Annotated in this window: 18 protein-coding genes and 1 pseudogene; 2 read left to right on the top strand and 17 right to left on the bottom strand. The window is 72.4% G+C overall.

All coding sequences use genetic code 11. The features are described from left to right. Positions 1 to 21: 21 nt before the first annotated feature. From C3489_RS21455 to C3489_RS21440, 4 genes are all read right to left on the bottom strand, one after another. On the bottom strand, positions 22 to 1,065 hold the full coding sequence (locus C3489_RS21455) for a 2,3-butanediol dehydrogenase (protein WP_103783643.1): 1,044 nt from the start codon (positions 1,063 to 1,065) through the stop codon (positions 22 to 24). Between the two features lie 124 nt (positions 1,066 to 1,189). Further along, the gene (locus C3489_RS21450) at positions 1,190 to 2,311 is read right to left on the bottom strand and encodes an acetoin dehydrogenase dihydrolipoyllysine-residue acetyltransferase subunit (protein ID WP_103783642.1); all 1,122 of its coding nucleotides are present in this window, start codon (positions 2,309 to 2,311) and stop codon (positions 1,190 to 1,192) included. 2 nt (positions 2,312 to 2,313) lie between these two features. After that, positions 2,314 to 3,327: an alpha-ketoacid dehydrogenase subunit beta gene (locus C3489_RS21445; RefSeq protein ID WP_103783641.1), complete on the bottom strand. Its 1,014-nt coding sequence runs from the start codon at positions 3,325 to 3,327 to the stop codon at positions 2,314 to 2,316. An 18-nt stretch (positions 3,328 to 3,345) separates the two neighbouring features. Beyond that, positions 3,346 to 4,344: a thiamine pyrophosphate-dependent dehydrogenase E1 component subunit alpha gene (locus C3489_RS21440; RefSeq protein ID WP_103783640.1), complete on the bottom strand. Its 999-nt coding sequence runs from the start codon at positions 4,342 to 4,344 to the stop codon at positions 3,346 to 3,348. Positions 4,345 to 4,677: 333 nt separating this feature from the next. On the opposite strand from C3489_RS21440, the gene C3489_RS21435 reads away from it, so the two are divergent. Then, a complete protein-coding gene (locus C3489_RS21435; RefSeq protein ID WP_103783639.1) occupies positions 4,678 to 5,196 on the top strand; it encodes a DUF3291 domain-containing protein in 519 nt (172 codons plus the stop codon). A gap of 5 nt (positions 5,197 to 5,201) precedes the next feature. Here the strand turns inward: C3489_RS21435 and C3489_RS21430 are convergent. Further along, positions 5,202 to 7,208, bottom strand: a pseudogene (locus tag C3489_RS21430) (DUF5107 domain-containing protein). A 145-nt stretch (positions 7,209 to 7,353) separates the two neighbouring features. On the opposite strand from C3489_RS21430, the gene C3489_RS21425 reads away from it, so the two are divergent. Further along, positions 7,354 to 7,701 (top strand): DUF6204 family protein, encoded by a 348-nt coding sequence (locus C3489_RS21425; RefSeq protein ID WP_103783638.1) that lies wholly within the window; start codon positions 7,354 to 7,356, stop codon positions 7,699 to 7,701. Here the strand turns inward: C3489_RS21425 and C3489_RS21420 are convergent. From C3489_RS21420 to C3489_RS21365, 12 genes are all read right to left on the bottom strand, one after another. After that, a complete protein-coding gene (locus tag C3489_RS21420; protein WP_103783637.1) occupies positions 7,673 to 8,224 on the bottom strand; it encodes a GNAT family N-acetyltransferase in 552 nt (183 codons plus the stop codon). The genes C3489_RS21425 and C3489_RS21420 overlap by 29 nt on opposite strands. Positions 8,225 to 8,268: 44 nt before the next feature. Beyond that, positions 8,269 to 8,517 (bottom strand): LapA family protein, encoded by a 249-nt coding sequence (locus tag C3489_RS21415; protein ID WP_258054883.1) that lies wholly within the window; start codon positions 8,515 to 8,517, stop codon positions 8,269 to 8,271. A 74-nt stretch (positions 8,518 to 8,591) separates the two neighbouring features. Beyond that, positions 8,592 to 9,617 carry an FKBP-type peptidyl-prolyl cis-trans isomerase gene (locus C3489_RS21410; protein WP_103783636.1) on the bottom strand — a complete coding sequence of 342 codons (1,026 nt, stop codon included), beginning with the start codon at positions 9,615 to 9,617 and terminating at the stop codon, positions 8,592 to 8,594. 92 nt (positions 9,618 to 9,709) lie between these two features. Next, on the bottom strand, positions 9,710 to 10,060 hold the full coding sequence (locus C3489_RS21405) for a hypothetical protein (RefSeq protein WP_103783635.1): 351 nt from the start codon (positions 10,058 to 10,060) through the stop codon (positions 9,710 to 9,712). 10 nt (positions 10,061 to 10,070) lie between these two features. Beyond that, positions 10,071 to 16,298 (bottom strand): DNRLRE domain-containing protein, encoded by a 6,228-nt coding sequence (locus tag C3489_RS21400; RefSeq protein ID WP_258054882.1) that lies wholly within the window; start codon positions 16,296 to 16,298, stop codon positions 10,071 to 10,073. Positions 16,299 to 16,766: 468 nt separating this feature from the next. Next, positions 16,767 to 17,714 carry an LD-carboxypeptidase gene (locus C3489_RS21395; RefSeq protein ID WP_103783633.1) on the bottom strand — a complete coding sequence of 316 codons (948 nt, stop codon included), beginning with the start codon at positions 17,712 to 17,714 and terminating at the stop codon, positions 16,767 to 16,769. Further along, entirely contained in the window at positions 17,711 to 19,642 is a 1,932-nt protein-coding gene (locus C3489_RS21390) for an LpqB family beta-propeller domain-containing protein (RefSeq protein ID WP_103783632.1), read from the bottom strand. Before C3489_RS21390 ends, C3489_RS21395 begins: the two co-directional genes overlap by 4 nt. Positions 19,643 to 19,656: 14 nt before the next feature. Beyond that, the gene (locus C3489_RS21385) at positions 19,657 to 20,961 is read right to left on the bottom strand and encodes a M20/M25/M40 family metallo-hydrolase (protein ID WP_103783631.1); all 1,305 of its coding nucleotides are present in this window, start codon (positions 20,959 to 20,961) and stop codon (positions 19,657 to 19,659) included. After that, a complete protein-coding gene (locus C3489_RS21380) occupies positions 20,954 to 21,787 on the bottom strand; it encodes a M55 family metallopeptidase (RefSeq protein ID WP_103783630.1) in 834 nt (277 codons plus the stop codon). Before C3489_RS21380 ends, C3489_RS21385 begins: the two co-directional genes overlap by 8 nt. Positions 21,788 to 21,984: 197 nt before the next feature. Then, the gene (locus C3489_RS21375; RefSeq protein WP_103783629.1) at positions 21,985 to 22,332 is read right to left on the bottom strand and encodes a DoxX family protein; all 348 of its coding nucleotides are present in this window, start codon (positions 22,330 to 22,332) and stop codon (positions 21,985 to 21,987) included. Positions 22,333 to 22,438: 106 nt separating this feature from the next. Then, the gene (locus tag C3489_RS21370) at positions 22,439 to 23,164 is read right to left on the bottom strand and encodes a class I SAM-dependent methyltransferase (protein WP_103783628.1); all 726 of its coding nucleotides are present in this window, start codon (positions 23,162 to 23,164) and stop codon (positions 22,439 to 22,441) included. 100 nt (positions 23,165 to 23,264) lie between these two features. Continuing rightward, positions 23,265 to 25,724 carry a SpoIIE family protein phosphatase gene (locus C3489_RS21365; protein ID WP_103783627.1) on the bottom strand — a complete coding sequence of 820 codons (2,460 nt, stop codon included), beginning with the start codon at positions 25,722 to 25,724 and terminating at the stop codon, positions 23,265 to 23,267. Positions 25,725 to 25,787 lie beyond the last annotated feature (63 nt).

The following is a 25,787-nucleotide window of genomic DNA, read 5'->3' as shown; positions in this document are numbered from 1 at the left end:
GAGCGGCCCGACGCGCGGCGTTCACAGGTCGACGAGGACCTTCATCTTCCGGCCGGCGTGCAGCGCCGCGAACCCCTCGTCGTGCAACCGCTCAAGCGGGATGTGGCCGACCCATCCCTCGGTGTCGTAGTGGCCGGCGGCCATCAGCTCGATCACGCGCCGGTAGTCCTCGGCCGTGTAGCACAGCGAGCCCTGGATGCGGCTCTCGGACAGCACCAGTTTGAGCAGCGGCGTGGTCAGCGGGCGCTCGTACACCGCGACCGACACCACCGGCCGGTGCGCCGCCACGCAGCTCAGGGCCGCGTCCACACTGGCCTCGACACCCGCCGCGTCGTAGGCGGCCGCCGCCCCGCGGTCCTTCGTCCGCCGCATCACGTGCCGGACGGGGTCGGTGCGGCGCGGATCGATCACGTCCCGTGCGCCGAGACGCTCAAGGGCGGCTCGCCGCTCGGCGGAGGGCTCGACCACCGTGATGTCCTCGACGCCCTCGCCACGCAGTGCGAACCACAGCCCGATGCCGATCGGGCCCGCCCCGAACACGACGGCGTGCCCGCCCGGTCCGACGCCGCCGAGCCGGGCCGCGTGGTAGGCCACGGCCATGGGCTCCACCATGGCTCCCAGTTCCCAGCTCACCTCGTCGGGGAGCCGGTGCAGCATCTGCTCGGGCACCACGGTGTACTCGGCCATCCCGCCGTGCGCCATCAGCCCGTGGAAGCCGATCCGCCGGCACACGTTGTACCGGCCCTCCTGACACGGCGGGCAGCTGCCGCACCGGTGGATCGGCTCCACGGTCACCCGGTCGCCCACGCGGGCAGCGGTGACGCCCTCGCCGGCCTCGACCACCGTCCCGGCGAACTCGTGGCCCATGACCAGCGGGAGGGTCATGCCGGTCAGCGGGTGGGGTTCGGTGGGGAAGAAGATCGGACCGGCGTAGTACTCGTGCAGGTCCGTCCCGCAGATGCCGTTGTGCGCCACGCGGAGTTTGACGTGGCCCGGTGGGCACTCCGGCTCCGGCACGTCGTCGATGGTGACGTGCTCACGGCCTCGGTACACAGCTGCGCGCATGTTCCTGTCCCTGGTCTCGATGTCGGTCGGCTGAGCGGGCCGCCCGCCCCCGGGCACGGTCCGGGCCCGGGCCCGAAGCACCCGGGTCCGGGCCCGTGCGCGCCCCGCGGCGGGCGGCCGGGTGTCAGGCGTTGCCTGTGGCCTGCTCCACGGCGGCGACCACGGCCGCGGGCGTCTCCATGTGCGCCATGTGGCCGGCGCCGTCCACCACGTGGACGCTCGTGCTCGCCGGCAGGCGGGCCGCGTTGGACGCCGGGATCACCTGGTCGTCGCGTCCCCACACCACCACGGTGGGAACGCCGGCCCCGGCCAGCAGCGGCAGCGCGTCGATCGCCGGCCTCTCCCCGTCCAGCAGGGTGCCGAGCAGGGTCTTCAGCGCGAGGTCCACTCCGTCCAGGCGCTTGTACTTCAGCAGGTCGTCGACGAGCCGCCGGGTGACCTGGCCCTCGTCGGCGAACAGCTTGAGCAGGTGCGGCCTGAGCTCGCGCCGCGAACCGGCGGTGGCGAACCCGCGCAGGTAGCCGGCGTCCATCTCGGGTCCGAACCCGGCCGGCGACACCAGGGTCAGGGACCGCACCCGCTGCGGTGCGGCCGCCGCCGCGGCCGTGACCACGGCTCCGCCCATCGAGTGGCCGACCAGGTGGGCCCGTTCGACGCCCAGCGCGTCGAGGAACCCCAGCACGGTGCCGGCGAGGCCGTCCAGGCTTCCGTCGCCGACGTCCTTGGCCGAGTCGCCGTGGCCGGGCAGGTCGAGGGCGTGCACGGTACGGGCCTGGGACAGCGGCTCCTGCACGAACAGCCACGAGTTCTTGTCACCGCCGTACCCGTGCACCAGGACGACCACGTCCTCGCCGTCGCCGAGTGTGGTGTACGCGATGGTGCGGCCGTCCACCTCCACGGTCCGCTGCCGCGGCCCGTCCTCCTCGTCGACGGCGCCGCGGGCCAGCTGCTCCTCGGCCGCCCTGACGACCTCGTCGATCTCGGCCTGCGGCACATCCGCCGGGGCCACGACGGCGATGGGGCAGCCGACGGGCGCGTCCGAGCCGGCCTCGGCGACGATGTGCCGCACCACGCCCGCGTGCGTGGACTCCAGGGTGCCGGCGATCTTGTCGGTGTCGATCTCGGCGAGGTCGTCGCCCTCCTCGACCTCGTCGCCCACGGCGACGACCCACTCCATGATCTTGCCGGTCTTCATCGACAGGCCCCACTTGGGCATCGTGACGATGCCGATGCGTTCGTCCGCCATGATCAGCGCTCCCACTCCGTCACCGACTTGACCGCGTTGACCACGCGCTGCGCGTCCGGCACGTAGAGGTCCTCCAGCACGGGGCTGAAGGGCACCGGGGTGTGGGGTGCGGTGACCGTCTCGATCGGGGCGCGCAGGGACCCGAAGGCCTCCCTGGCGACGAGCGCGGAGACGTCGGCGGCCATGCTGCACCGCGGGGTGGACTCGTCCACGACGACCAGCCGTCCGGTGTTCTCGACGCTTTCGAGGATGGTGTCCGCGTCCAGCGGGCTGGTCGTGCGCGGGTCGATGACCTCGCACTGGATGCCCGCCCGGGCCAGCTCCTCGGCGGCCTCGGCGGCGACCTGGACCATCCGGCCGAACGCCACGACGGTCACGTCGTCGCCGTCGCGCACCACGTTGGCCTCACCGAAGGGGATGGTGTAGCTCTCCTCCGGCACCTCGCCGACGGTGTCGTACATCGCCTTGTGCTCGCAGAAGACGACCGGGTCGTCGTCGCGGATCGCCTGGATCAGCAGGCCCTTGGCCTCGTAGGGGGAGGACGGTACGACGACCTTGAGCCCGGGGATGTTGGTGAACAGCGGGTACAGCGCCTGCGAGTGCTGTGCCGCGGCGCGCAGTCCGGCGCCGTACATCGCGCGGATGACGACCGGCGTGACGGCCTTGCCGCCGAACATGTACCGGAACTTCGCCGCCTGGTTGAAGATCTGGTCGAAGCAGACGCCCATGAAGTCGATGAACATCAGCTCGGCCACCGGCCGCAGGCCCCGGGTCGCGGCGCCCACCGCCGCGCCGATGAAGGCCGACTCGGAGATCGGGGTGTCCAGCACCCGCCCGGGGAACTTGCCGTACAGCCCCTTGGTGACGCCGAGGACGCCGCCCCAGGCGTCGGGTTCGCCGGGTGCGCCCGCGCCGCCGGCGTTGTCCTCGCCCATCACGATGACCGAGCTGTCCCGCTCCATCTCCTGCGCCAGCGCTTCGTTGAGGGCCTCGCGGTAACTGATCGTGCGTGCCACGGTGTGTCCTTCGGTGTGTCAGTAGGAGATGTAGACGTCGGTCGTGAGGTCGGCGGCGGTCGGCAGCGGCGCCGCCTTGGCCTCCTCGACGGACTCGTCGACCAGCCGGGCCACGTCGGCGTCGACCTGGTCGAGCTGCTCGTCGGTGAGCAGGCCCTCGGCGGTCACCCGCGCGCGGAACCGCTTGAGGCAGTCGAGCCTCTCGCGGGCCTCGGTGACCTCGGTCGAGCGGTAGGTCTGCTGGTCGCCCTCGAAGTGGCCGTAGTAGCGGGTGAGCCGCACCTCGATGAGCGTGGGGCCGCCGCCGGTCCTGGCCCGCTCCACGGCCTCGCGGGCCGCCTCGTACACAGCGAAGAAGTCGAAGCCGTCGACGACGGCGCCGGGCATGCCGAACGCGGCGGCGCGGGCGGCGATGGAGCCGCCGCCGACGGACCAGGAGCTGGCGGTGGCCTCGGCGTAGCCGTTGTTCTCGGCGACGAACACCGCCGGTAGGTTCCACACCGTGGCGAGGTTCAGCGACTCCAGAGTGGTGCCCTGGTTGCTGCCGCCGTCGCCGAAGAAGGCGACACCGACGCCGCCGTCGCCGCGCAGCTTGGCCGCGAGGGCGGTGCCGCAGATGAGCGGCGGTCCGCCGCCGACGATGCCGTTGGCGCCGAGCATGCCCTTGCTGAGGTCGGCGATGTGCATCGAGCCGCCCTTGCCGTGGCAGGAGCCGGTGGTGCGGCCGTAGATCTCCGCCATCATCTCCTTGACGTCGACGTTCTTGGCGATGCAGTGGCCGTGGCCGCGGTGGGTGCTGGAGATGGAGTCGCGGTCGTCGTCGAGGTTCATGCACACCCCGGTGGCCGAGGCTTCCTCGCCCGCGTACAGGTGGACGAATCCGGGGATCTCACCGGTCGCGAACTCGTCGTGCAGGCGCTCTTCGAACACGCGGATGGTCCGCATGGTGCGATAGGCCCTGAGCAGGGCTTTCTCATCCAGTCCCGGCACCGGGCGGGCGGGGAGTGTCTCGGTCATCGGGGGCTCCTCGGCGGAGTTGCGGGTACGGCGAGGGGGGTGTGGTTTTCTGCCGCGTCACGGGCGTGCTACGCGCAGGTGACTGCGGTGTGGCCAATGTGATCGCGCCGCCGAGGGGCAACAAGGGTTGCAGGAGGTTGCAGGGGTCCCTGCCGCGCCGAGCCGGACCGCGAGGTGACCGGTGCGCGAGGCCACTCGGACGGGAAAAACGCAACGTCGACATGGCTCGCGAAGGCGGCTACCTTCACCGGGGCCTCGGCGATCGCCCACGGTCGCACCGGAGTTCCGTCAGGCCACGGGATCCGCACCAGGCACCTTCGACCAGGGAGAGGCATGCCCCGTCTTGCGCTGTACACGTTCGGTGTCCTGAAGTCACCTCTCGCCGATCCCTCACCTCTCCCGCGCGCACTCCGCGACCGCGGCGAGGCCGTCTACCGGAAGGTCAGCCGGCACCCCGGGTACCTCGCTCGTGCCGAGGCGGTCAACGGCGGCCGGGGCGCGCACTTCGACCTGGACTGGGGCGCGTGGGGCGAGTTCGCCGTACCGGCCTGGTACGGCAAGGGCCGTACGGCGGAAACCACCGCCATGGACGCGACCCTCTCCCTCTGGACCGACCTGCGCTCGGCCTTCGACGCCGTCTACACCGGTCCGCACCGGGAGGCGCTGAACCGGCGTCACGACTGGTTCGAGAGGACGGGAAAGCCGAGTCACGTCCTGTGGTGGGTCTCCGAGGGCGTGACACCCGTCTGGCAGGACGGGGTGTCCCGGCTGGAGCACCTCCACGACCACGGCTCAGCGCCGCACGCCTTCACCTTCCGGCACGCGTTCGCCCCGGACGGAACTGCGGCCTGAACGATTCACGGAGCCGACCCTTGAGCGGGCCGCATCCGGAAGTCGTAGCGGTCGGGCAGGGGTTCGTCAAAGAGGCGAGCCCACAGCCGGCCGATCACCTCGTCGCCCTCGCGGAGATCGGCGACCTCGAAGCCCGCGTCGAACACCGCCCGCGCCTGATCCCGTCGGCCCTCGGCGAGCAGCAGCGCGGCCTGCAGCAGCCGGAACCGGCCGCGCTCCCGGGTCGCGGAGGGCAGCCGCTCCCACACGGCCCGCGCATCGTCGGCGCGGCCGGCCGCGAGCAGCGCCTCGACGGCCTCCCGGCCGAGGGCGGCGGTGGCGGCGGTCCACTCCGGGTCGCTGTCGCGCCGCTGACGGCACAGGTCGTCGAAGGCCTGCGCGTACCGCTCGGCGGCGCGCTCGCCGTGGCCGCCCTCCCGGTCGGCGACGGCGAGGCAGCGCAGCAGCGGCCACGCGGCGGGGGCGAGCGGCAGTGCGCGCTCCCAGCTGCGCACGGCCTGCGCGCGGTCGCCGGCGTGCCACTGGGCGACGCCGAGGTGGTACTCGGTGTACGGGCGGGCCGGCGCGGTCTCCAGCATGTCCCGCCAGTGCGGGGCGACGAGGCTCGGGCCGGGCGGCCGTACCCGGCGCGGCTCGGGCAGCATCCCGGTGCGCAGCAGCTCCCGCCACGGTTCCTACTCCTCGCCCAGGGTGGACTCCTCGAAGGGCGTGCCGGGCAGTTTGAACCCGCCGCGCAGCACCTCCAGCGCGCCCCAGCCGGACCCGGTGGCGAGGGTCTGGGCCGGTTCCATGTCGGCGTGCGGCAGCCAGGCGGCGTACGCGGCGTCGACGTCGGCCCGCGGCAGTACGGCCTCCAGACGGGCCTCGGCCCGGTCGACGACGGCGTTCCACTCCCCCTGCGGGTCGGCGTCGAACGGCCCGTAGGCCTCCAGCCAGGACACCTCGCTCTCCGGCTCCAGCCGCACGTGCTCCAGCTGGGTGCGGGCGAGGCCGGCCTGGATCTCGCAGTAGCCGCCGGTGCCGGGTTCGGTGAGCCACTGCTGCCAGCGGCGTCCGCCGGGCAGGTGGCCCCACACGAACAGCTTGCGGCCGCGCAGCGCGTCGGTGGAGGTCTGCACCAGGCCGTGTCCGCCGGCGTCCAGCGCGGCGATCCAGCGCCGGCGCCGCTCGGGCACCTCGTAGAAGTAGTCGGCGGCATAAGGGCTGTTGAGCGGGTACGTGCGGTCGACGCCGTCGTACGCCGGGACCGGCACCCGGCGCAGCCGGCGCTCGTAGCCGAAGTGGTACGCCTCCGTCGCCGGGGCGAGGACCCGGCACTCCTCGGGGACGGCGATGTTGGACCACCAGTAGGTGGGCACGGGCCGCTCGTGCGGGTTGCGGACGCGCACGCCGACGTACAGGAAGTCGGAGCCGTCCGGCAGCCACAGGTCGACCTGGAAGGGCAGGTCGCGCAGCCGCTCCCACTCCCACAGCCGCAGCATGTCCGTGCCGTCGGGCGCCGGGACCCGGGCGGCGTGCAGCGGGGCGCAGGACAGGGTCGTATGGCCGGTGGCGCCGATGTTCCACTCGATGCCGCCGGAGTACCAGGCGCCGTTGAGGGCGAAGTTGGCGGGCTGGAACACCGGGTTGCGGTAGAGGAGTTCACGGCCCATGGGTTTGTGAAGCAGGGAGACGATCCGGCCGCCGAGGCCGGGCAGGACGGTGGCGCGCAGGCGGTCGTTCTCCAGGACCAGGGCGTCGAGGGAGCGGGGGGCGCGGTCACGGTCGTAGCCGTCGCGCAGCCGCACGGGCAGCAGGCCGGTCAGCGGGGCGTAGCCGATCTGCCGGGCCATGTCGCGCGGCAGGTCCTGCTTGTCGCGGTCGTCGATGCGGTGCGTCTCGTCATGGGGGTCCCCCCGGTCGAGCGAATTCGAGAGTGGGGGAAGGGTCAGCGCGGGCAGCGGGTTGTCCGGGCCGAGGTCCGCGGCGGGCAGCGTCAGTACCTCATGTCGGATCGTCGTCACGATGGCCATGGAAGCGGTTGCCCGGTGATCCGGCCAGGGCCGGTGCGGGTCAGGATTGCGCAAAGCCGCCGGTTTTATTCGGTGGGAAGGCCGGCCACCGCGCCCGTACAGTCGGCCCTTTCAGCGACAGCGTCGTAAGGAGCACGAGCGTTTCATGAGCGAGCAGCACACCTACCGGGTGATCGTCCGGGGCACCTGGGACGGCCTGACCGAGGAGGCCCGGGAGCGGCTGCTGGCCGAGGCGGCCGGCCACGGGCTGGCGAGCATGCGGTTCACCGAGGAGGGGACGCTCACCTACGAGCCGCGGCCGCTGAAGCACTTCTCGATGCGGTTCGTCGTGGTGTCGGACGCCGCGGACGGCGAGGAGATGGCCGCGGCCGTCGCGGAGGACCGGGCCGCGACCACGCTGCGCGGTCTGGGCTACGGCTTCGGGGAGCTGAAGTCGTCCGTCACCGACCTCGACACGATGAAGATCAACTACAAGCCCGCATCTCGGCGGTGATCGCCCACCGCTCGTGATCGCGCCACGCCCCGTCGATGAAGAGCATCTTCGGCGAGAACCCCTCCAGCCGGAAGCCGCAGGCGCGGGCCAGGCCGACGGAGGCGGCGTTGCCCGGCTGGACGTTGATCTCCAGCCGGTGCAGCCGCATCGGGCCGAAGGCGTGGCCGACGACGAGGTCCAGCCCCTCCCGCATCAGCCCGCGCCCGGCCGCGTGCGCGAAGGCGCCGTAGCCGAGCGCGCCGCTGAGGAAGGCGCCGTGGACGATGTTGTTGATGTTGATGAAGCCGGCGATGCCCCCGCCGTCCTTCTCGCACACCAGGAACCCGGCCTTCGTCGGGTCCTCGATCAGCCGGCCCGCGTACGCCGTGTAGGCGTCGGCGCTGTCCGGCGGGAACAGCCACGGCTGGTGCAGGTCCTTGCTCTCACGGGCCCGGGCGGTGAACTCGGGGCCGTCGTCGTAGCCGAAGTAGCGTATGCCCACGCGGGGCCCCTCGGCGAGCCAACGGGATGCGGTGTGCGGCATGCCGTCACCCTAACGACGCACCCCGCGCCCCGCGCGCGGGGCCGCTAGCGGCGCCGGGTGAGGAAGAACGCCCCGCACAGCGCGCCGATCACGCCGGTGGCCAGCAGCGCCACCCACAGGGGCATGGTGACCAGCGGCACCAGCAGCCGGATCTCGGTCTCCTGGGTGTTCTCGAAAATAAAGACCAGACCGAGCACGGCGAGCACCAGTGCGATGATCCGGCGCGGCGTGAGCATCGCCGACCAGCCGCCGTGCTTGACCTCGCCGACGGGTGTCTTCGTCTTGGTCCTCATTCACCCAGGGTGCGGCCGGGGCGGTGCTCACGCACGGCGAGCCGTGCCTGCGGGTGACCAGTCCTCGCGGTGCCTCAGACGGCGGCGAGGATGTCGAGGACCGATACCACGCTGGAGCCGGGTGTCAGCCCCTTCGGGGGATGCGCTCCGTATGCCAGACCCGCCGGGATCACGGCGAGCACACGGCTGCCGACCCTCCTCCCGGCCAGGGCCTGGTCCCACCCCGCGATGACGTTGCCCCGGCCGATGACGACGGACAGGGGCCCGCCTTCGGCGCGGGAGCTGAGGAAGAGGTCGGCCTCGTCCTCGCCCCGCGACCCGTCCCACGCGGCCGAGGAATGCTGCACCACGAGTGTCTGCCCGTCCCGCACCACCGGTCCCGTGCCGTCCACCAGGTTCCGGGCCACCAGGCCCTTGGGAGCGGCCTTGTCCGGGACGGCGACGGAGGCGGTGCCGTCGCTGTCGTTCATGCGCACCTGCGGCAGGTCACCGGGGACCGGCTTCTGGTCGCCGGTGACGAGGGCGTGCGAGGCGATGACGTTCAGGACATCTACGGCGTAGACGATGGTGTCCTTGCCGGTGACCCCGAGCCGAGCACTGCCGGTCGTTCCGTACGCGGCCGCCGGGGGCGCCACGACCAGCAGCCGGCTCCCGGCACGTTGCCCCTGCACGGCCTGGTCCAGCGCGGGCAGTGTCGCGCCCCGCCCGACGGCGAACACCTGGGGGCGGCTGCCCTTGTCGTACGAACCGGGCAGTTCCTTGCCGGTCCGCCAGACTTTGGCCGTGTAGCGGACGATGGCCACGTCACCGGCGTGCGCCGAGCGCCCCCGCCCCGGTGTTTGCGGCGCGACGACGAATTTCCCGCTCGGCGCGGACTTCGGCAGCGAGATCGTGGCCCGGCTGCCGAACGGCCCCGACACGCTGGGCAGCACGGTGTCGGTGCGCACCACGGCGGGCAGGGGCTTCGCGTGCACCGGGACCGAAGGGGCCGCCAGCGGCCGGTGCCAGCCGTCCGGCCGGGGCTTGCCCGATGAATGATCGTTGCTGCACCCCACGAGCGCGAGGGCGGGTGCCAGCAGGAGCGCGGCGAATCGGCGCATTTCTTTCCCGAAGTCTGAGCGGGGCGGCCGACCCGGAATCCGGATCGGCCGCCCCTTGTGTGGATGGTGTCAGGCGGAACCCCGCGAGGGGGTCACGCGACGGTGATCGACACCGGCAGGGCCACGAGAACAGCCAGCAGGCCTGAGACGAGCGCCGCGTTCGCGCACGCCTTCAGCGCCCGCTCCCAGGAGCCACCGCGTCTGCGTTGGTACGCGGCGGTGATCGCCGCGATGGCGAAGGGAGCGAGTGCTACGGACACGAGGAGCACCCCCAGCAGGAGGGAGGGGTCGCTCGACGCACGGCTGATCACTCCGAGGGACCGGAGGATCTGGTCGGTTCCGACCGTGCCGAGGATGAGCGCCGCCAGGATGCCCGGGACGAACTCCGCGGGAACCAGGAGCGCCAGCACCCATCGGTTCGTCGTCCGGCTCGGTGTGTTCATGTCGGTTCTCCTACCATCGCGGGGCGTACCAGGCGACGTTGCTGGCGAACCACAGCCATGTGAGCCAGGCTCCCGCCATGTTGCCCCACCTGGTGAGCATGTGCTTCTGGAACCACTTGTCGTTGGCCCCCTTGGCGCTCACCGTCAGTTTGACACGGCCCCAGCTCTTGGAGAACGAGAACTTGATCGTCTTGCCGGCGCCCTCCAGGTGTCCCTTGAGGGACTTGAACTTCCAGTAGGTCTTGCCGAGTTCGACCACGCGGACGGGGAAGACGCCGTACGCCAGGTTGCACCGCTCGCCGTAGCTCAGCGTGGATCCGCAACCGGTGAAGGGGAACACCCAGAAGTGGTGGCGGACCCAGCTGAACACCTCCTTGGCGGAGCTCCAGAAGTACCCGAGGTCGTAACTGTACGTGTACGAGTACGCACCGCTGACGTCGGTGCAGCCCACGGGGTTGCCGCGGCAGTACTCGTAGTTGTTGTCGTTGCCGCCCTGGACGGGGTCGATCTGCAGGAAGCGTCCGGTGGCCGAGTCGTAGAGCCGGACGCCCATCAGGGTGATTCCGCTGAGGGTGCCGCTGTCGCGCTGCGCGCCGCCGAGCCAGCCGTACGTGGTGGCGGCGGTGTCGTCGAGACGGTTGCCGTACTCGTCGTAGGACTGGGCCACCGGGGCCACGGCGGTGTCGAGCGGAAGCTGCACCGTGACGTCACCGTGCATGTTGGTCAGCTTCAGGACGACGTCGCCGGTGGCGCTGGTCGACGCTCCGAGGCCGCCCGCCATGTCGGGGACGCTGCGGACGACGGCGCCCGCGGACGACCGGCTCCAGGCCGGGCTGTCTCCGCTGGATCCGTAGTGGTTGGTGAGGGTGGTGGTGGTGTTCCAGACGCCGCCGGCGTCCTTGGTCTGCTGGACGGACTGCGCGAGGCGGCCCACCGCGTCCAGGGACCACTGCGTGCGGTTGTCACCGACGGTCTCGCTCTGGACGAGGTCGTTGACGTGGTACGTCAGCGTGGTGCTGCCCGTGGTCGTGGTGCGGCCGAAGGCGTCGTAGACGGTACCCGCGGCGAGCAGCCGGTCGGCGGTGTCGTAGGTGCTGCCGACGGTGGTCGCACCCGTGGAGGTGCAGGCCTCGCCCGCGGCGCCGGTGGACGTGGCCAGGGCGGTGCGGTTGGTGTTCTTGTCGAAGGTGTAGTCCCTGCGGGTGCAGGTCCCGTCCGGGGCGGTGTCGTCCGTGCGGGTGAGCCGGTCGATCCCGTCGTAGGTGTAGGAACGGGTCCGGCTCGTACCGGCGGTGTCGGTGCCCTCGACGATCTGGCCGTGCACCGAGCGGCTGACCGTGTCGGAGGCCACGACGACGCCGTCGCTGTCCCGGGTGTAGACCCGCGTGGTAGGCGCACCGGCCTCGTCCTGGGTCAGGGTGAGGGTGTAGCCGCCCGGCAGCTTCTCGGAGACGAGGCTTCCGTTCGCGTCGTAGACGGCGCTGACGGTGCCGGCCAGCGAGTCCGTGCGGGAGACCGGCAGGCCGCGCGGCTCCTGGGCGGTGTCGTAGGTGAACGTGGTCGTCGACGGTGCCGAGTCGGTCACCTTGACCGGGCGGTCCAGGCTGTCGTACTCGGTGGTCGTGGTGTTGCCCGAGCCGTCGCTGTAGGAGATCCCCCTGCCGAGCATGTCACTGCTCTGGGTGATGGTCTGGCCGTTCGAGGTCACGGACGCCACGGTGCCGGTGGCACCGTCGTAGGTGGTCGTGGTGTCCGACACCGCGGTGCCGAGCCCACCGGTGATCGACGACTTGATCGCGCGGCCGGCCGCGTCGTAGGTGAGCGTGGTGGTGCGGGTCAGGCCGTTGGCCGTCTCGGTCACCTTGGCCACGTTGCCCCACCGGTCGTACTCGGTGGTCTTGGTGGGCAGCTCGGCCGGGTTGGCGCCGCCGCCCGTGATCGCGCCGGCGGGCCCCACCGAGCAGAGCAGGTCGGCCCACTCCGGGCGGCCGTTGCACGCTCCGGTGCCGGTGGCCGACCAGTACGTGGTGACCGTCGTCCCGGCGTCGGATCCGTTGGACTTGGGCTGCATGGTCTTGACGACCCTGCCCTGAGCGTCGTACACGGTCGTCCGGGTGATGTTCACACCGTTCGGGTCGTCCGTGGTCGAGGTGGGCAGTCCCTTGGCCCAGTCGTACGGCATGGTGCTGACGCGGGCGTCCGCGTCGGTCGGGAAACCGTCGACGCGCGCACTGGTGGTGATGGTGGTGGGCTGGTTGCTCACCGTGGCGCTGCCGTCCGTGGGACGGCCCTCGTCGTAGGCGGTCACCACGTGCTGGCGGGCGGGGGTCTCGGTGCCCGCGGCGAGCGAGGTGCCGCCGGCGCCACCCTGAAGGGTGTTGACCAGGGTGACCAGGTGCAGCGGTCCGAACGTCTCCAGTTCACGCGTCGCGTCGCTGGAGTAGACGTGCACGGTGGACAGCTTCTGGGCGCGCTCGGCGGTGGAGGAGCCGTTGATGCCCAGCCGGGTGAGCTGGTCGAGGCCGGAACCGCCGGTGGCCAGGGCCAGTTCCCGGTTCCTGGCGTTCAGTTCGCGGACGACGTTGCCCACGTGGTCGTACTCGGTGGTGATGATGTGGCCGCCGGGGTCGGCGCTGTTGACCTCACGACCGGAGGCGTCCGCGTAGGAGATGGCGGCCCGGCTGTAGGAACCGGCGGTCAGCGCCGCGCCGTCGTTCGACGCCGGCACCGCGTCCGGCGGGAACACCGCCGTCGCGTCCGAGGCCGCGTCGCTCTGGCCCCAGGCGGCGACGTCCGGGGCGCCCATCGCGTACGGGGCCTTCGCGCCGGTCAGCGGCACGTCGTAGACCACGCTGGTGGTGGCCGTACCCCCGTCGGTCTGCGTCTTCGAGCCCTGCACGAGCGTGGGCCGGGACGCCTTCAGCAGCATGCCCGGGCCCGCGGTGGCCGCGTTGCCCGCCGTGCCGTAGGTGAAGGTCCACGGCAGCTCACCGCCCGGGGTCAGGGTCGCGATCCGGCCGGCGCTGTCGTAGGTGTAGGCCGTCTTCAGCAGCGGGGAGATCCGCGGGTCCCACGCCTCGCGCAGCCGGCCGGAGGCGTCGTAGGCGTACTGGACCATCGCCGTGGCGGTCGCCGAGGCGGCACCGGGGTCGGTGGCCCACAGCCGGACCGACGTGACGCGCCCCACGTAGTCGCCGAACGCCGTGGACGTGGCCGTGGTGGAGGTGGCGTACACGTACTCCAGCAGGCGGCAGCCCTTCGTCGACGGCGTCGTCTCGCAGGTGGCGGGTGCCACGGCCGAGGTGGGCGCGATGACGTACTTCGGGCGGGCCAGCGTGAGCGAACCGCTGACCACCTTCTCCGAGACGACCTTGGTGGTGGAGTTGTCGGTCGGCAGGTAGGTGGTGGACACCTGCCAGGTGGTGGCGGCCGCGTCGACCTTCGTGAAGGTCGTGGTGGTCCCGTCGGTCTCCTTCAGCGTGAAGGAGCCGGTGAGGCTGCCGGTCAGGGTGAGTTCCTCGGCACCCGGCTCGCTCTTCCAGCCTCCCGTGCTGGTCGCGGTGAAGCCGGTCTCGACGCCGTCCACGTCCACGACCGAGACCGAGGTGGCCGAGGTCTTGCGGATGTAGGCGTAGTCGGAGTCGGAGGTCTCCGCCGTCGTGCCGGAGGTCCACTGCGGACCGAAGATCGCCACCTGCCCCTCGGCGTCGCTGCCCGCGGTCGGCTGCCGGGAGGAGACGGAACGGTCGACGCTCATGCTGAACGCCGAGACGTCGCTCTCGGAGAAGGAGAAGTCGCCGGTGAGCAGGTTCACCTCGCCCGGGCCGACCGACTGGGTGGGCGCGTCGCCGGCCTGGCGGTCGACGGTGACCGTCACGGGCAGCGAGTTGCCGGTGGTGGTGCCGTCGGTGAAGGCCGCGCGGATCTCGACCGGGCCGTCCTCGGCCAGCGAGGTGGTGATGTTCCAGGTCAGCGCGGGCGGCGCACCGTTCGGGGCGGCCAGCGGCCAGGCGGTGACAGCGGTACCGTCGCTGTTCTTGGAGACGTCCGCGAGCGGCACGTTGTGCCAGGTGTCCGTCTCACCGCGGCGGTACTGGTAGGTGACGCCGGTGTAGGTGGTCTTGCCGGTGGCGGACAGAGCGACGCGCCGGGCGGGCCGGTCGCCGTCGCCCGGGCTCAGCAGCGCGGCACCGTCGGTGCCCACACCGAAGGAGTACTTGGTGGTGGCCGTCGACAGGTTGCCGCCCGAGTCGATGGTCTGGGCGTACAGCGTGTGCCAGCCGTCGGCGGGCGTGATGGCGATGTTCAGCGGGTCACCGCCGGTGCCGTCCACCGTGTCGTACACGCTCTTGGACATCGCCGAGTCGTCCAGGCCCCACTTGAAGCCCTGGCCGTCCGTCGACGTCGTGTCGAGCGTGCAGGTCACCGAGCCCGGCGCCTTCGCCGACCAGGTGCCCTGCGGGTACGGGGCGCAGTTGACGGTCGGGGCCGCGGGCAGTGCCGTGTTCAGCACGAACGTGGTGTACCCGGTCCAGGACCCGTAGTCGGTGGAGTCGTAGCCGCGCACCCGGTAGCGCAGGTGCGCGCCGGCCGGGAAGGCGTTGGCCGACGGGACGGCCAGGGAGGCTGTGGAACCGGACGCCACGCCCGCGCTCGTCGCGGTGTACGTGTATGTCGTGTCGGCGTACGCGGGGTCGGGGGTGACCTCGAACTGGGCCTTGACCGTGCCGCCGTCCGAGTCCGTCACCTTCGCCGACAGCGTCGGCGTCAGCGAGGTCACGTACCGCTTGCCGTTGTAGGCGTTCACCACGGACGGCGAGATGGCGGAGGACGTGGGAACGGCCGGGTAGGAGTTGTACGTGACCGTCAGGTGCGGCTCGACCGAGTTGTCACCGGAGATGTAGTTGGCGGACCGGAACCGCCGCCACGTCAGGGAGTCGGTCTCGCTCGCGCCGCCGATCCGCAGACCGTAGTTGGCGCTGCCGCTCGCCCACGCGGCCACGATGGCGTCGATGTCGAAGTTCATCGTGCCGGCCGGGCACGACGTGTTGTAGCCCAGCGCCGCCTTGTTCACCACCGCGCCGGTGGTGGTGGTCGCCGGCTGGGTTCCCCAGGTGATGGTGGAGGAGTCCCAGTTGCCGGTGATGCGGCGCACCTCGGTGCCCGCACCCGTCGTGGCGCAGGTCGAGGAGTAGTACGAGTACAGCGCCAGGTTCGTGTCGATGATGTGCTTGCCGGTGAACGGCGACACGTTGAACTTCAGGTACGACCGCGCGATGTCCGAGCCCGCGTCGTACGTTCCCGACTTCAGCTCGCCCGACGACAGCTGCGAGTCCGGGTAGTCCGGGGTCTGCACCCACGTGTCGGTCGTGACCGCCAGGGTGGACGTCGGGTCCACCGTGACCGGGTAGGTCAGCGCGGGGTCGGCCAGGAACTTCGCGTCCGGGGTCAGGACCAGGGTCTGCGACCCGTCCTTCGCCGTCTCGATCTTCGTGGCGACCCGGGCCACGTGCTTCGGATCACCCGAGCGCGGGTCCTTGGAGGAGTCCCACATCATGGGCGCCGGCGCCTCGGCCACCAGACGCCCGCTCGCGTCCTTCATCAGCAGGTGACCGGAGGCCGCCTGGGACAGCTTCAGCCCGTCCAGCCGCAACGGAATGCGGTAAGACACCGGGTTGTCGGGGCTGTCGGCGAGGATCACCTCCTCGGAGAAGCCCTGCTTCTGCGCGGTGACCTTCAGGGTCTGCCCGGCGCCGAGGTCGTAGGAGGCGGTCGAGCCCTTCACCTTCGGCGCGGGCAGCCTGCCCTGCCAGCCCATGGAGAAGCGGGACTTGCCCCGGGCGACCGACGCGAGTTCGCTGTCACCGCCGTCGGAGACGGCGACATCCGCGGCCGCCGCCCTCGGCTTCAGATCGGCGCCCACGTCGGACAGCGACGTGTCGATGTCCTGCCACTTGCCGGCCCGCCTCACCCGTACCGGGCCGGCGAAGGACTCGGTCTGCAGGGCGCCCGACGGCAGTGCCCAGGTGTTCGAGTCCTCGGTCCGCGCCGAGAGCACCTCGATCCTGCGGTCCTGGAGACGGGCCATCAGCATGGCCGAGGCGGTGTCCTGCGCCTCGGCCGGTCCGACCGCCTTGGCGGCCTTGCTCGTGGGGGCGCCGGCTTCGGCCTTGCCGACCGCGACGGCCTGGCCGGTGTTCAGCATCAGGGCTATCTCGGCCAGCATGGTCAGTGACAACGCGGCAGCGGTTCTTCTTCGCTGCCGCGTTCGTCGGGGCACGCTGGCTGCGGCCGTTCTCGGCCACGCCTTCAGGCGCGCGTGATTCATCCGCAATCTCCTGGGATGCGCAAGGGACGTCGATACACGGGGGGTGGCGGCCCCATGATCCACAGGCGTCCTGCCTGGAGGCTTTACCTGAGTAAAGAACATCCCTGGTGAGAGTAAAGAGCCGAGGGGGAGCCGTCGAAGATGGCGGGTTTTGATCTCGGACACCCGGGTAAACGCGATGACCCCAGGACTCCACCCATCACTGCCCGTTCACATCTCCCGCACGAGTGCGACGTCCGTCTTTACGATCTCTTTGCGGAATACGCACCCAACCAGCAGCTTTTCATCAAGAGGTGTGTGCGACGTAAGGTGAAATAACCTCTTCTCGCAGCCCACGAAGCCGACAGTCGACCCCGTGACCCACCGTCACCGGACGGATCAGCCGAGGGCGGGAACGTCGAGCGTCAACGTGCCTGCTGTCGCGTCGAGTTCGGCCCCGACGCCGAACGGGATCGTCAGCGCACCCGCCCCGTGCCCGAACCCGAACCGCTCGGCGACGGGCACCCCCAGTCCGCCGAGCCGGTCCGCGAGCATCGCCCGCACCCGCTCGTAGGGGCCGCACTCCTCCCAGGAGCCGAGCAGCACGCCCCGCACGCCCTCCAGCCAGCCGGAGCGCAGGAGTTGGGTGAGGTAGCGGTCCAGGCGGTAGGGCTCCTCGCCGACGTCCTCCAGGCACAGCAGTCCGCCCCGCGCGGACGGCCGGGCGTGCGGGCTGCCCAGCTCGGCGGCGAGCAGGCTCAGGCAGCCGCCCAGCAGCACGCCCCGCGCCCGCCCGGGCACGAGAGCACCGGCACCGCCGGAGGCGAGGGCACCGGCACCGGGAGCGATCGTGCGGACCGTCTCCGGGGCGAACAGCGTGGCCCGCAGATGCCCCTGGGCCCGGGCGTTCTTCACGAAGTCGATCCCGGCGGCCATCGGCCCGTGCAGCGTGACCAGGCCGAGCCGGGTCGCGAACGCCTCGTGCAGCGCCGTGATGTCGCTGAAGCCGACGAACACCTTCGGCCCGGCCGCCGCCATCGCGTCCCAGTCGAGCAGATCGGCCATGCGCTGTGCGCCGTAGCCGCCCCGCGCGCACAGCACGGCGTCGACGGCCGGATCGCACCAGGCGGCCTGAAGGTCGGCGGCCCGGTCCGCGTCGGTCCCCGCGAGGTAGTCGAAGTCGCGGTGCCGGTCCAGCACATGGGGTGCGACGACCGGGTCCAGGTCCCAGCCGCGCAGCACGTCGAGCCCGGCCTGCAGCCGTTCCTCGGGCACAGGACCGCTGGGCGCGACGACGGCCACGCGGGCGCCGGGGGCGAGACGGCGGGGCCTGCGCAGCGGCTTCACCGGGTCAGCTCCAGCAGCGGGACGCCCGTGCTGCTCAGCCCGAACACCTCGGCGTACAGGGACAGTTCGGCCTCCAGGGCGCGCACCATGGTCTCGGCCCGCCGGAAGCCGTGGCCCTCGCCCTCGAAGGCGATGTAGGCGTGCGGCAGCCGCCGGCCCTCCAGGCGGGCGAGGAAGCGCTCGCACTGCTCGGGCGGGCAGATCACGTCGTCCAGGCCCTGGAGCAGCAGGAAGGGGACGCTGATCTTCTCCGCGTGCGTGACGGGCGAGCGCTCGGCGTAGCGTTCCGGGCTGAACGGCCCTACGAGGGAGTCGAGATAGCGGGACTCGAAGTCGTGGGTGCCGCCCGACGCCCAGCCGACGAGGTCGAGCACGGGGTAGATGATCGTGCCGCAGGCGTAGACGTCCGTCGTGGCCAGGGAGGCGGCGGCGGTCCAGCCGCCGGCGCTGCCGCCGCGGATCGCCAGCCGGGCCGGGTCGGCGGTGCCCTCCTCGGCGAGGGCGAGCGCGACGGCCGCGCAGTCCTCGACGTCCACCACACCCCACTGCTCGCGCAGCCGCTCGCGGTAGGCGCGGCCGTATCCGGTGGAGCCGCCGTAGTTCACCTCGACGACGCCGATGCCGCGCGAGGTGAAGTAGGCGATCTCCAGGTCCAGCACGAGCGGGGAGCGACTGGTGGGTCCGCCGTGCGCCCACACGACGTACGGGGGCAGCTCACCGTCGGGTGCCGCGCACTGCGGGTGGTGGGGCGGATACACATGGGCGTGGATCTCGCGTCCGCCGGGGCCGGTGAAGGTCCGGGCCTGCGGCTCGGGGTAGTGGGCGGGGTCCACGGCGTCCTCGTGGGCGGCGCCGACCACCCGGGCCTGCCCGGTGCAGGTGTCCAGCTCGACGACCTCGCCGCCGGTCCGCGGGCTCGCCCCGACGGCGAGGACCCGGTCGCCGTGCGCGGCGAGCGTGGCGGCGAACTCGGTCCACGGGCCGGCCGCGTCCACCAGCTCGCCGGTCTCCGGATCGAGTATCCCGAGGACGGCGGGACCGCGCCCGTGCAGCACGGCGATCAGCCCGCTGTCCAGCGGCGCGAACCAGCGCTGCCCCAGCTTCCACAGCGGCCCGCCGAACTCCTCCTCGCGCGGGCACAGCGGCTCCCCGTCGCGGTAGAGGTTCCACCAGCCGCTGCGGTCGCTCGCGTACAGCAGCCGCCCGTCCGCCGCCCAGTCGGCCTGCGCCACGGACTCCCGCGGCCCGCCCGCCACCAGGCGCGGCTCGCCGAAGGTGCCGTCCGCGCCGACGTCGGCGACGAGCAGCTCGGTGCCGTCCCACGGCATCCTCGGATGGTCCCAGGCCAGCCACGCCACCCGGCGCCCGTCCGGCGCGAGCCGCGGCCCGGACACGAACCGGTGCCGCTCGCCGGTCAGTTCGCGCACCGCGCCCCGGTCCTCGGCGGCCGACCCGTCCAGCGGTACGGCGGCCAGGACGCGCCGCACATCGGTGGGCGCCGGGCCGGTGAACTCCTCCAGCACGCACCACACCTCGCCGCGGTCGAGCAGGATCCGCGGCTCGGCGAAGCGCGGCCCCGCCGGGGTGAGCGGGCGGGGCTCGCCGCCCGGCTCGTACGCGTAGAGCCGCTGGTCGGCGAAGTGCGTGAACACCACCAGCGGCCGGCCGTCGCGCAGCACACCGGCCCAGGGCCGGCCGCCGTACTCGATGACCCGGCTGCGCACGTTCCACGGCGCGGGCAGCACCGGCTCCTGTCGGCCGTCGGCCCGCCGACGCACCAGGGTGCGCCGGCCGCCCTCGGTGGGCCGGGGCTCGGTCCACCAGGCCTCGTCGCCGACGAAGCCGACGTACTCCGGGAACCCGTCGTGGGCCGCCGCGAGCGCCGCGTCGATCGGCGACGGCCACGATCCGTACGGCAGGGTCTGCACGCTGCTCGTTCCTCCTAGGCCGTGCGCAGGAAGCGGTCGAGGACACGGACGCCGAAGTGCAGCCCCTCAACGGGCACGCGCTCGTCGACGCCGTGGAAGAGGGCCTGGTAGTCGAAGCCCTCGGGCAGCTTCAGCGGGGAGAAGCCGTAGCCGGTGATGCCGAGCCGGGAGAACTGCTTGGCGTCCGTGCCGCCCGACATGCAGTACGGCACCACGTGCCCCTCCGGCGCGAACTCCTCGACGGCGGCCCGCATCTTCCGGTACGTCGGTGAGTCCACCGGCGCCTGGAGGGCGACCTCCCGGTGGTGGAAGTCCCAGTCGACGTCCGGGCCGGTCAGCTCGTCGAGCGTGGCGCGGAACTCCTCCTCGTGGCCCGCGAGACAGCGCCCGTCGACGTAGGCGACGGCCTCGCCCGGGATGACGTTGACCTTGTAACCGGCGTCCAGCATGGTCGGGTTGGCGCTGTTGCGGATCGTGGCCTCGACCAGCTGGGCGGCCGGGCCGAGCTTGCCCAGCAGCGCGTCGACGTCGTCCAGGTCGGGCTCGACGCCGTACAGCGCGGCGAGTTCGGTGAGCGCGGCCCGGACCGTCGGGGTCAGACGCGTCGGCCAGGAGTGCTCGCCGATGCGGGTGACGGCGGCGGCGAGCCGGGTCACCGCGTTGTCCCGGTTGACCTTGGAGCCGTGTCCGGCCCGGCCGCGCGCGGTCAGCTTCAGCCAGCCGGTGCCGCGCTCGCCCGCGGCGACGGGGTAGATCTCCCGCCCGGAGCCGTCGTGGAAGGTGAAGGCGCCGGACTCGCTGATCCCCTCGGTGCAGCCCTCGAACAGGTGCGGGTGACGGTCGGCGAGGAAGCCGGAGCCGTCCTCGGCGCTGGCCTCCTCGTCCGCGGTGAACGCGACGACGATGTCCCGCCGGGGCCGGAAGCCCTCCCGGGCCCAGGCCCGCACGACGGCGAGGATCATCGCGTCCATGTTCTTCATGTCGACGGCCCCGCGCCCCCACACGACGCCGTCGCGCACCTCCCCGGAGAACGGGTGCACGCTCCAGTCGGCGGCCTCGGCCGGTACGACGTCCAGATGACCGTGGACCAGCAGCGCGTCCGCCGACCGGTCGGTGCCCTCGATGCGGGCGACGACATTGGTGCGCCCCGGCGTCCGCTCCAGCAGCACCGGCTCCAGCCCGGCGCCGGCCAGCCGCTCGGCGGCGTACTCGGCGGCGGGCCGCTCGCGGCAGTCGCCGCCGCCACGGTTGGTGGTGTCGATGCGGATGAGGTCCGAGGTGAAGGCGACCACCTCGTCCAGGGCCAGGTCGTCAGCCATACTGCTCCTCCACGGCGGCCGAGGCGATGGTGGTGACCGCCTTGAACGTGCGAATGCCCTCGTACATCGTGGCGCTGGTGTACGCCACCTTCCGCTCCCCGATCCGGGCGACGCCCGGCACGACGGTCGCGGCCATCGCCAGGTGCTCGGCGTCGAACTCCACGGCGACCGTGAACGGCCCCTGGGTGACGAGCTCCTGACGGACCGCCAGCCGGGCGGCCTCCTTGGCGGCCGCGCGGATGTCGGCGGCGGTGCGGGCCGGCGTACGGCACACGGCGGCGTACCGCGACACATGGTCCTTGACGGCGACCTTCAGCGCCTCGGGCGCGTAGCCGAGCGCGTCCTCGCAGGTGACGTCGTCCCCGGTCACCAGGATCACCGGCACCCCGTACTCGGCGACGACGTGCGCGTTCAGCAGGCCCTCGCTGGCGCGTACGTCGTTCAGCCAGACGCCGGTGATCTGGTTGGCGAGGTAGGTGTGGGCGAGGACGCCCTCCATGCCGGCGCCCGCGTGGTAGCCGACGAAGGCGATGCCGTCCACGTCGCCGTGCTGCACGCCCTCGACCATCGACAGGTCCTTGTGCCGCCCGGTGATCATCTGCGCCCGCTCGTCGAGCCGCTCCAGCAGCAGGTTGCGCATGGTCGAGTGGGCCTCGTTGATGAGCACCTCGTCGGCGCCGCCGTCGAAGAAGCCCCGCACGGCCGCGTCCACGTCGGAGGTGAACATCGCCCGGCACCGCTCCCACTGCGGCGTCCCCGGCAGCACGTCGGCCGGCCAGGTGACCCCCGTGGCACCCTCCATGTCGGCACTGATGAGGATCTTCATGATGCGCCACGTTACGCGCCGACCGCCCCCTGGACCAGGCTCCCGGCCCCGGTGTCCCCGACTGCCGCCCCCGGCCCGGTGCCCCCGACGGCCCGGCTCCGGGCCCGCCGGACGCCGCCCGCGTGGGACGGTCCGGCCGCAGGTCTTCGCGGCCGGACCGGTGTCACGGACCCGCCGGTCCGCCCCGCTGCCGTCTCTCAGGCCGCCAGGCCCAGGACCAGGGACGCGACCGCCGGGGCCGCGTACACCAGCGGGAACGGCACGTGGGAGAACCAGCGGGCGCGGAGCACCGTGATCACCGCGCCCAGGAAGTAAAGGATCAGGCCGACGGCCGCCAGCCGGCCGATCACCGGGACGGCCAGGCCGGCCAGCAGGCCCGCCGCGCCCGCGGCCTTGGCCGCGCCCAGCCACGGCCACCAGGCGCGCGGTACGCCGTAGTCCGCCAGCGGCTTGACGGTCCACTCGGCGTGGAGGAAGACCGAACCGGCGGAGAAGGCCGCCAGGGCGGCTGCGAGGACGGTGACGACGAGGTAGGCGGTGGACATGGCTGCTGCTCCTTGGCGGTGACGGCCGTGCTGCTCTGTCACCGGCCTGACGGAACGCGGCGCCACGGTGTGACCGGCCCGGCGGCGCCGCGCCCTGTGAACGCGGTCACACCCGCTTACGGGCCAGCACGAACCAGTGCGCGGGCAGCTCCAGCAGGCTGCCGTCGGCCAGGTACTCGGTCTGCGCCAGCGCGGTGTCCCCCTCGGCGAGGATCTCCAGGCCGGCGGCGCCCAGCACGCGCGGGATCTCCTCGTCGGGCGCGTCGGCCGGCTTGAGCCCGTGCTCGAAGACCCGGCGCAGCTTGGGCCCCGGCCCGCCCGGGCCCTGCGCGGCCCGCCGCAGCACCTCGCGGGAGCCGGAGGTCAGCTCGACGACGAAGGCCCGGCCCCGGGTGCCGAGGAGCGCGGCGACCGCGGCGGCGACCGCCGGCCGGGCCTGCGGTTCGCTCTGGTGGATGACGGCCCGCATGTACACGTTGCTGTCGCCGAGTCGCTCGTGGAGGCCGTGCACGGCGTCGGTGTCGGTCAGGTCGAGCTGCTGGAACTCCACGCCGTCGCCTTCCCCGCCGTGCCGTGCGTGCTCGATCGCGGCGTGCGAGAGGTCGACGCCGACGGCCCGCGCGAACCGGGTGGCGAGGTACCGGGTCTGGGTGCCGTTGCCGCAGCCGAGGTCGACGACGGGCAGCGCCGCGTCGGCGTGGGGCAGCAGCAGCTCGGTGTGCGGGACGGCGGTCAGCTCCACACCGGCGTCCCAGATCGCCTCACCGGGTTCGTCGGACGTCTTGCGCCAGTAACTCTCCCAGTTGTCGCGGTAGTTGTCCGAGACGTTCATACGTGCTCCCGAGTGGTCGGCGTCGTGATCGACATATCGCGACGGCCGAGGGGACGGCAAGGGCCGGGAGCAGCCCTTCACCGGATGTTCGAGGAGATCGTCAGGAGGTCAGGGCCTGTTCGAACCAGACCGTCTTCCCCTGCCCCTGTGCGCTCGCACCCCACTCCCGCGCCAGCCGGCTGACCACGCGCAGTCCCCGCCCGGACTCCTCCAGCCGCCCCTTCTCCAGCAGCGCGGGCAGCTCGGCCCCCTCGTCGGTGACCTCGACGAGCAGCGCGTCCGCGAGCACGAGCCGCAGACCGATCCGGCCGCCGTCGGTGTGCCGTACGGCGTTGGTGACGACCTCGCTGACGAGCAGCTGCGCGCTCTCCACCGCGTCGGGAAGCCCCCAGGCGAGCAGCTGGTCGTGGACCAGGCGGCGGGCGCGGCGCACCTCGCGCGGGTCGTGCCCGAGCCGCCACTCGGCGATGTGGCCGGCGGGGATGCCGTTGAGCCGGGCCATCAGCAGGGCGACGTCGTCCTTGCGTCCACCGCGCGGGTTGAGCGCCCGGATGATGGTGTCGCAGGCGTCGTCCATGGAGGCCGCGGGGTGGGCGGCGGACTCGCACAGCGCGGCGAGCCCTTCCCCGATGTCGGCGCCGCGCACCTCCACCAGCCCGTCGGTGCACAGCACGAGCCGGTCGCCGGACGCCACCCGCACCACCGCGGTCTCGAAGGGGACGCCGCCGATGCCGATGGGCGCCCCGGTGGGCAGGTCCAGCAGTTCGCTGCGGCCGTCCGCCGCGCGCACCAGCACCGGCGGGATGTGCCCGGCGTTGGCGATCCGCAGCTCGCCGTGGATCGGGTCGTACACGGCGTACAGGCAGGTGGCGAGGTAGGTGTCGCCGAGTCGCCGGGCCAGGTCGTCGAGGTTGCGCAGCAGCCGGTCGGGCGGCACCTCCATGGCCGCCATGGTCTGTACGGCCGTGCGCAACTGGCCCATCATGGCTGCGGAGTTGAGGCCGTGGCCCATGACGTCGCCGACCACGAGGGCGGTGCGGGCGCCGGGCAGTTTGATGGTGTCGAACCAGTCGCCGCCGACCCGGCCGAGGCGGGTGCCGGGCAGATAGCGGGTGGCGGTGTCGCAGCCCGCCATGCGCGGGGCGACCTGGGGCAGCATGCTGTCCTGGAGGGTCTCGGCGACGTTCTCCTGGTAGGTGTACATACGGGCGTTGTCGAGCACGAGACCGGCGCGGGCGGCGAGTTCGGCGCCGGTGGTGCGGTCCATGTCGTCGAAGGCGGCGCGGTCGGGGCGGCGCATGAGCACCATGAAGCCGAGGACGACGTTGCGCGCCTTGAGCGGGACGATCAGCAGCGACCGGCCGGTGATCAGCGGCCGCAGGTCGCGTTTCTCGAACTCGCCGGAGATGCGTTCGCCCATCTCGGGGCTCACCCGGGGGATGAGGACGGGTTCGCCCGTGACCATGCACTGGTAGAAGGGCGTGTGCTCGGGGAAGGCGAAGGTCTCGCCGACGGGCACGGTGTCGTCCCAGCGGCCCGGTTCGTCGTTGTGCTCGACCCAGACGCGGTGCATCACGGTCCGCGCGTCCGGCGGCCCGTCCGGGAAACCCTCGCCGGCCAGCACGGCCGCGCGCAGATGGGTGCCGGCGAAATCCGCGAAGCGGGGCACGGCGGCGCTGGTGACCTCGCGGATGGTCTCGCCGAGGTCGAGGGAGGAGCCGATGCCCCGGCTGACCTCGTTGAGGAACTCCAGCCGCTCGCGGACGGCCGCGTACTCCAGGTCCTCCTCGGCGCCGGCCGGGACGGCCACCGGCAGCACCGGGCGCGGCGGGTTCGCGACGGCCGGGGCACCGCGGTCGGCGCGGCGCGGCACGCCCCAGTCGGGGGTCACGGGCACCCGGTCGAACTGGCTGAACTCCAGCACCGGATACCCCAGTTCCAGCATCTGGGAGACGATCCGGGCGCTGCGGCCCGGGCCCATGCTGGGCAGGATCTGCGGGAGCCGGCCGGCGAGGCCGTCGGCGTCGGGCAGTTCGGTGTGGCGGGCGAAGCCGGGCGCGATCCGCTCGATCAGCTCGTCGTCGTAGCCGCGTTCGGCGTGCAGCCGTGCCGCGTCGGCGGCGAGCACCAGCAGTCGCGCGGAGTCGGGGCCGACCAGCGGGTAGGCCCACCACAGGATGTCGAGGCGGTCGGTGCCGCCGGGGTGGGCGACGCGCGCCCGGCCCGCCGCCGGGTAGGCGGTGCGGCCGCCCAGCGAGGCCTCCAGATCGGGGCCGAGGCCGTCGTACGCCTCGTACGGGCCGTAGGCGTCGAGCGTCGGACCGTCCTCCGGGTCCTCGGGCAGGGCGCCCGAGACCGGCAGCAGGTCGACGGCCGCCCGGCCGACGGCGTCCTCGCGGGCGGTGCCGAACAGCCGCCGCGCGCCGGTGCTCCAGTGCGACACCAGACCGTCGCGGTCGACGACGACCACGGCGAGCGGAATCCGGCCGGCACCCGCCCGTCCACTCTCCCCGCCGGCCGCGTGGCCGGGGCGTACGCCCGCTTCGGTGCCACGGTCCATGGCCCAGGCCCCTTCTCCCCCTCGACGTCAGGTGGGTTCCCCGTGGGTGCCGCGCCCTCAAGA

This window comes from Streptomyces sp. Ru71, from assembly GCF_002920535.1.
In the GTDB taxonomy this organism is placed as follows: domain Bacteria; phylum Actinomycetota; class Actinomycetes; order Streptomycetales; family Streptomycetaceae; genus Streptomyces.
Note: the sequence above shows the minus strand (reverse complement) of the source record. Positions and strands in the feature narration are given on the sequence as shown.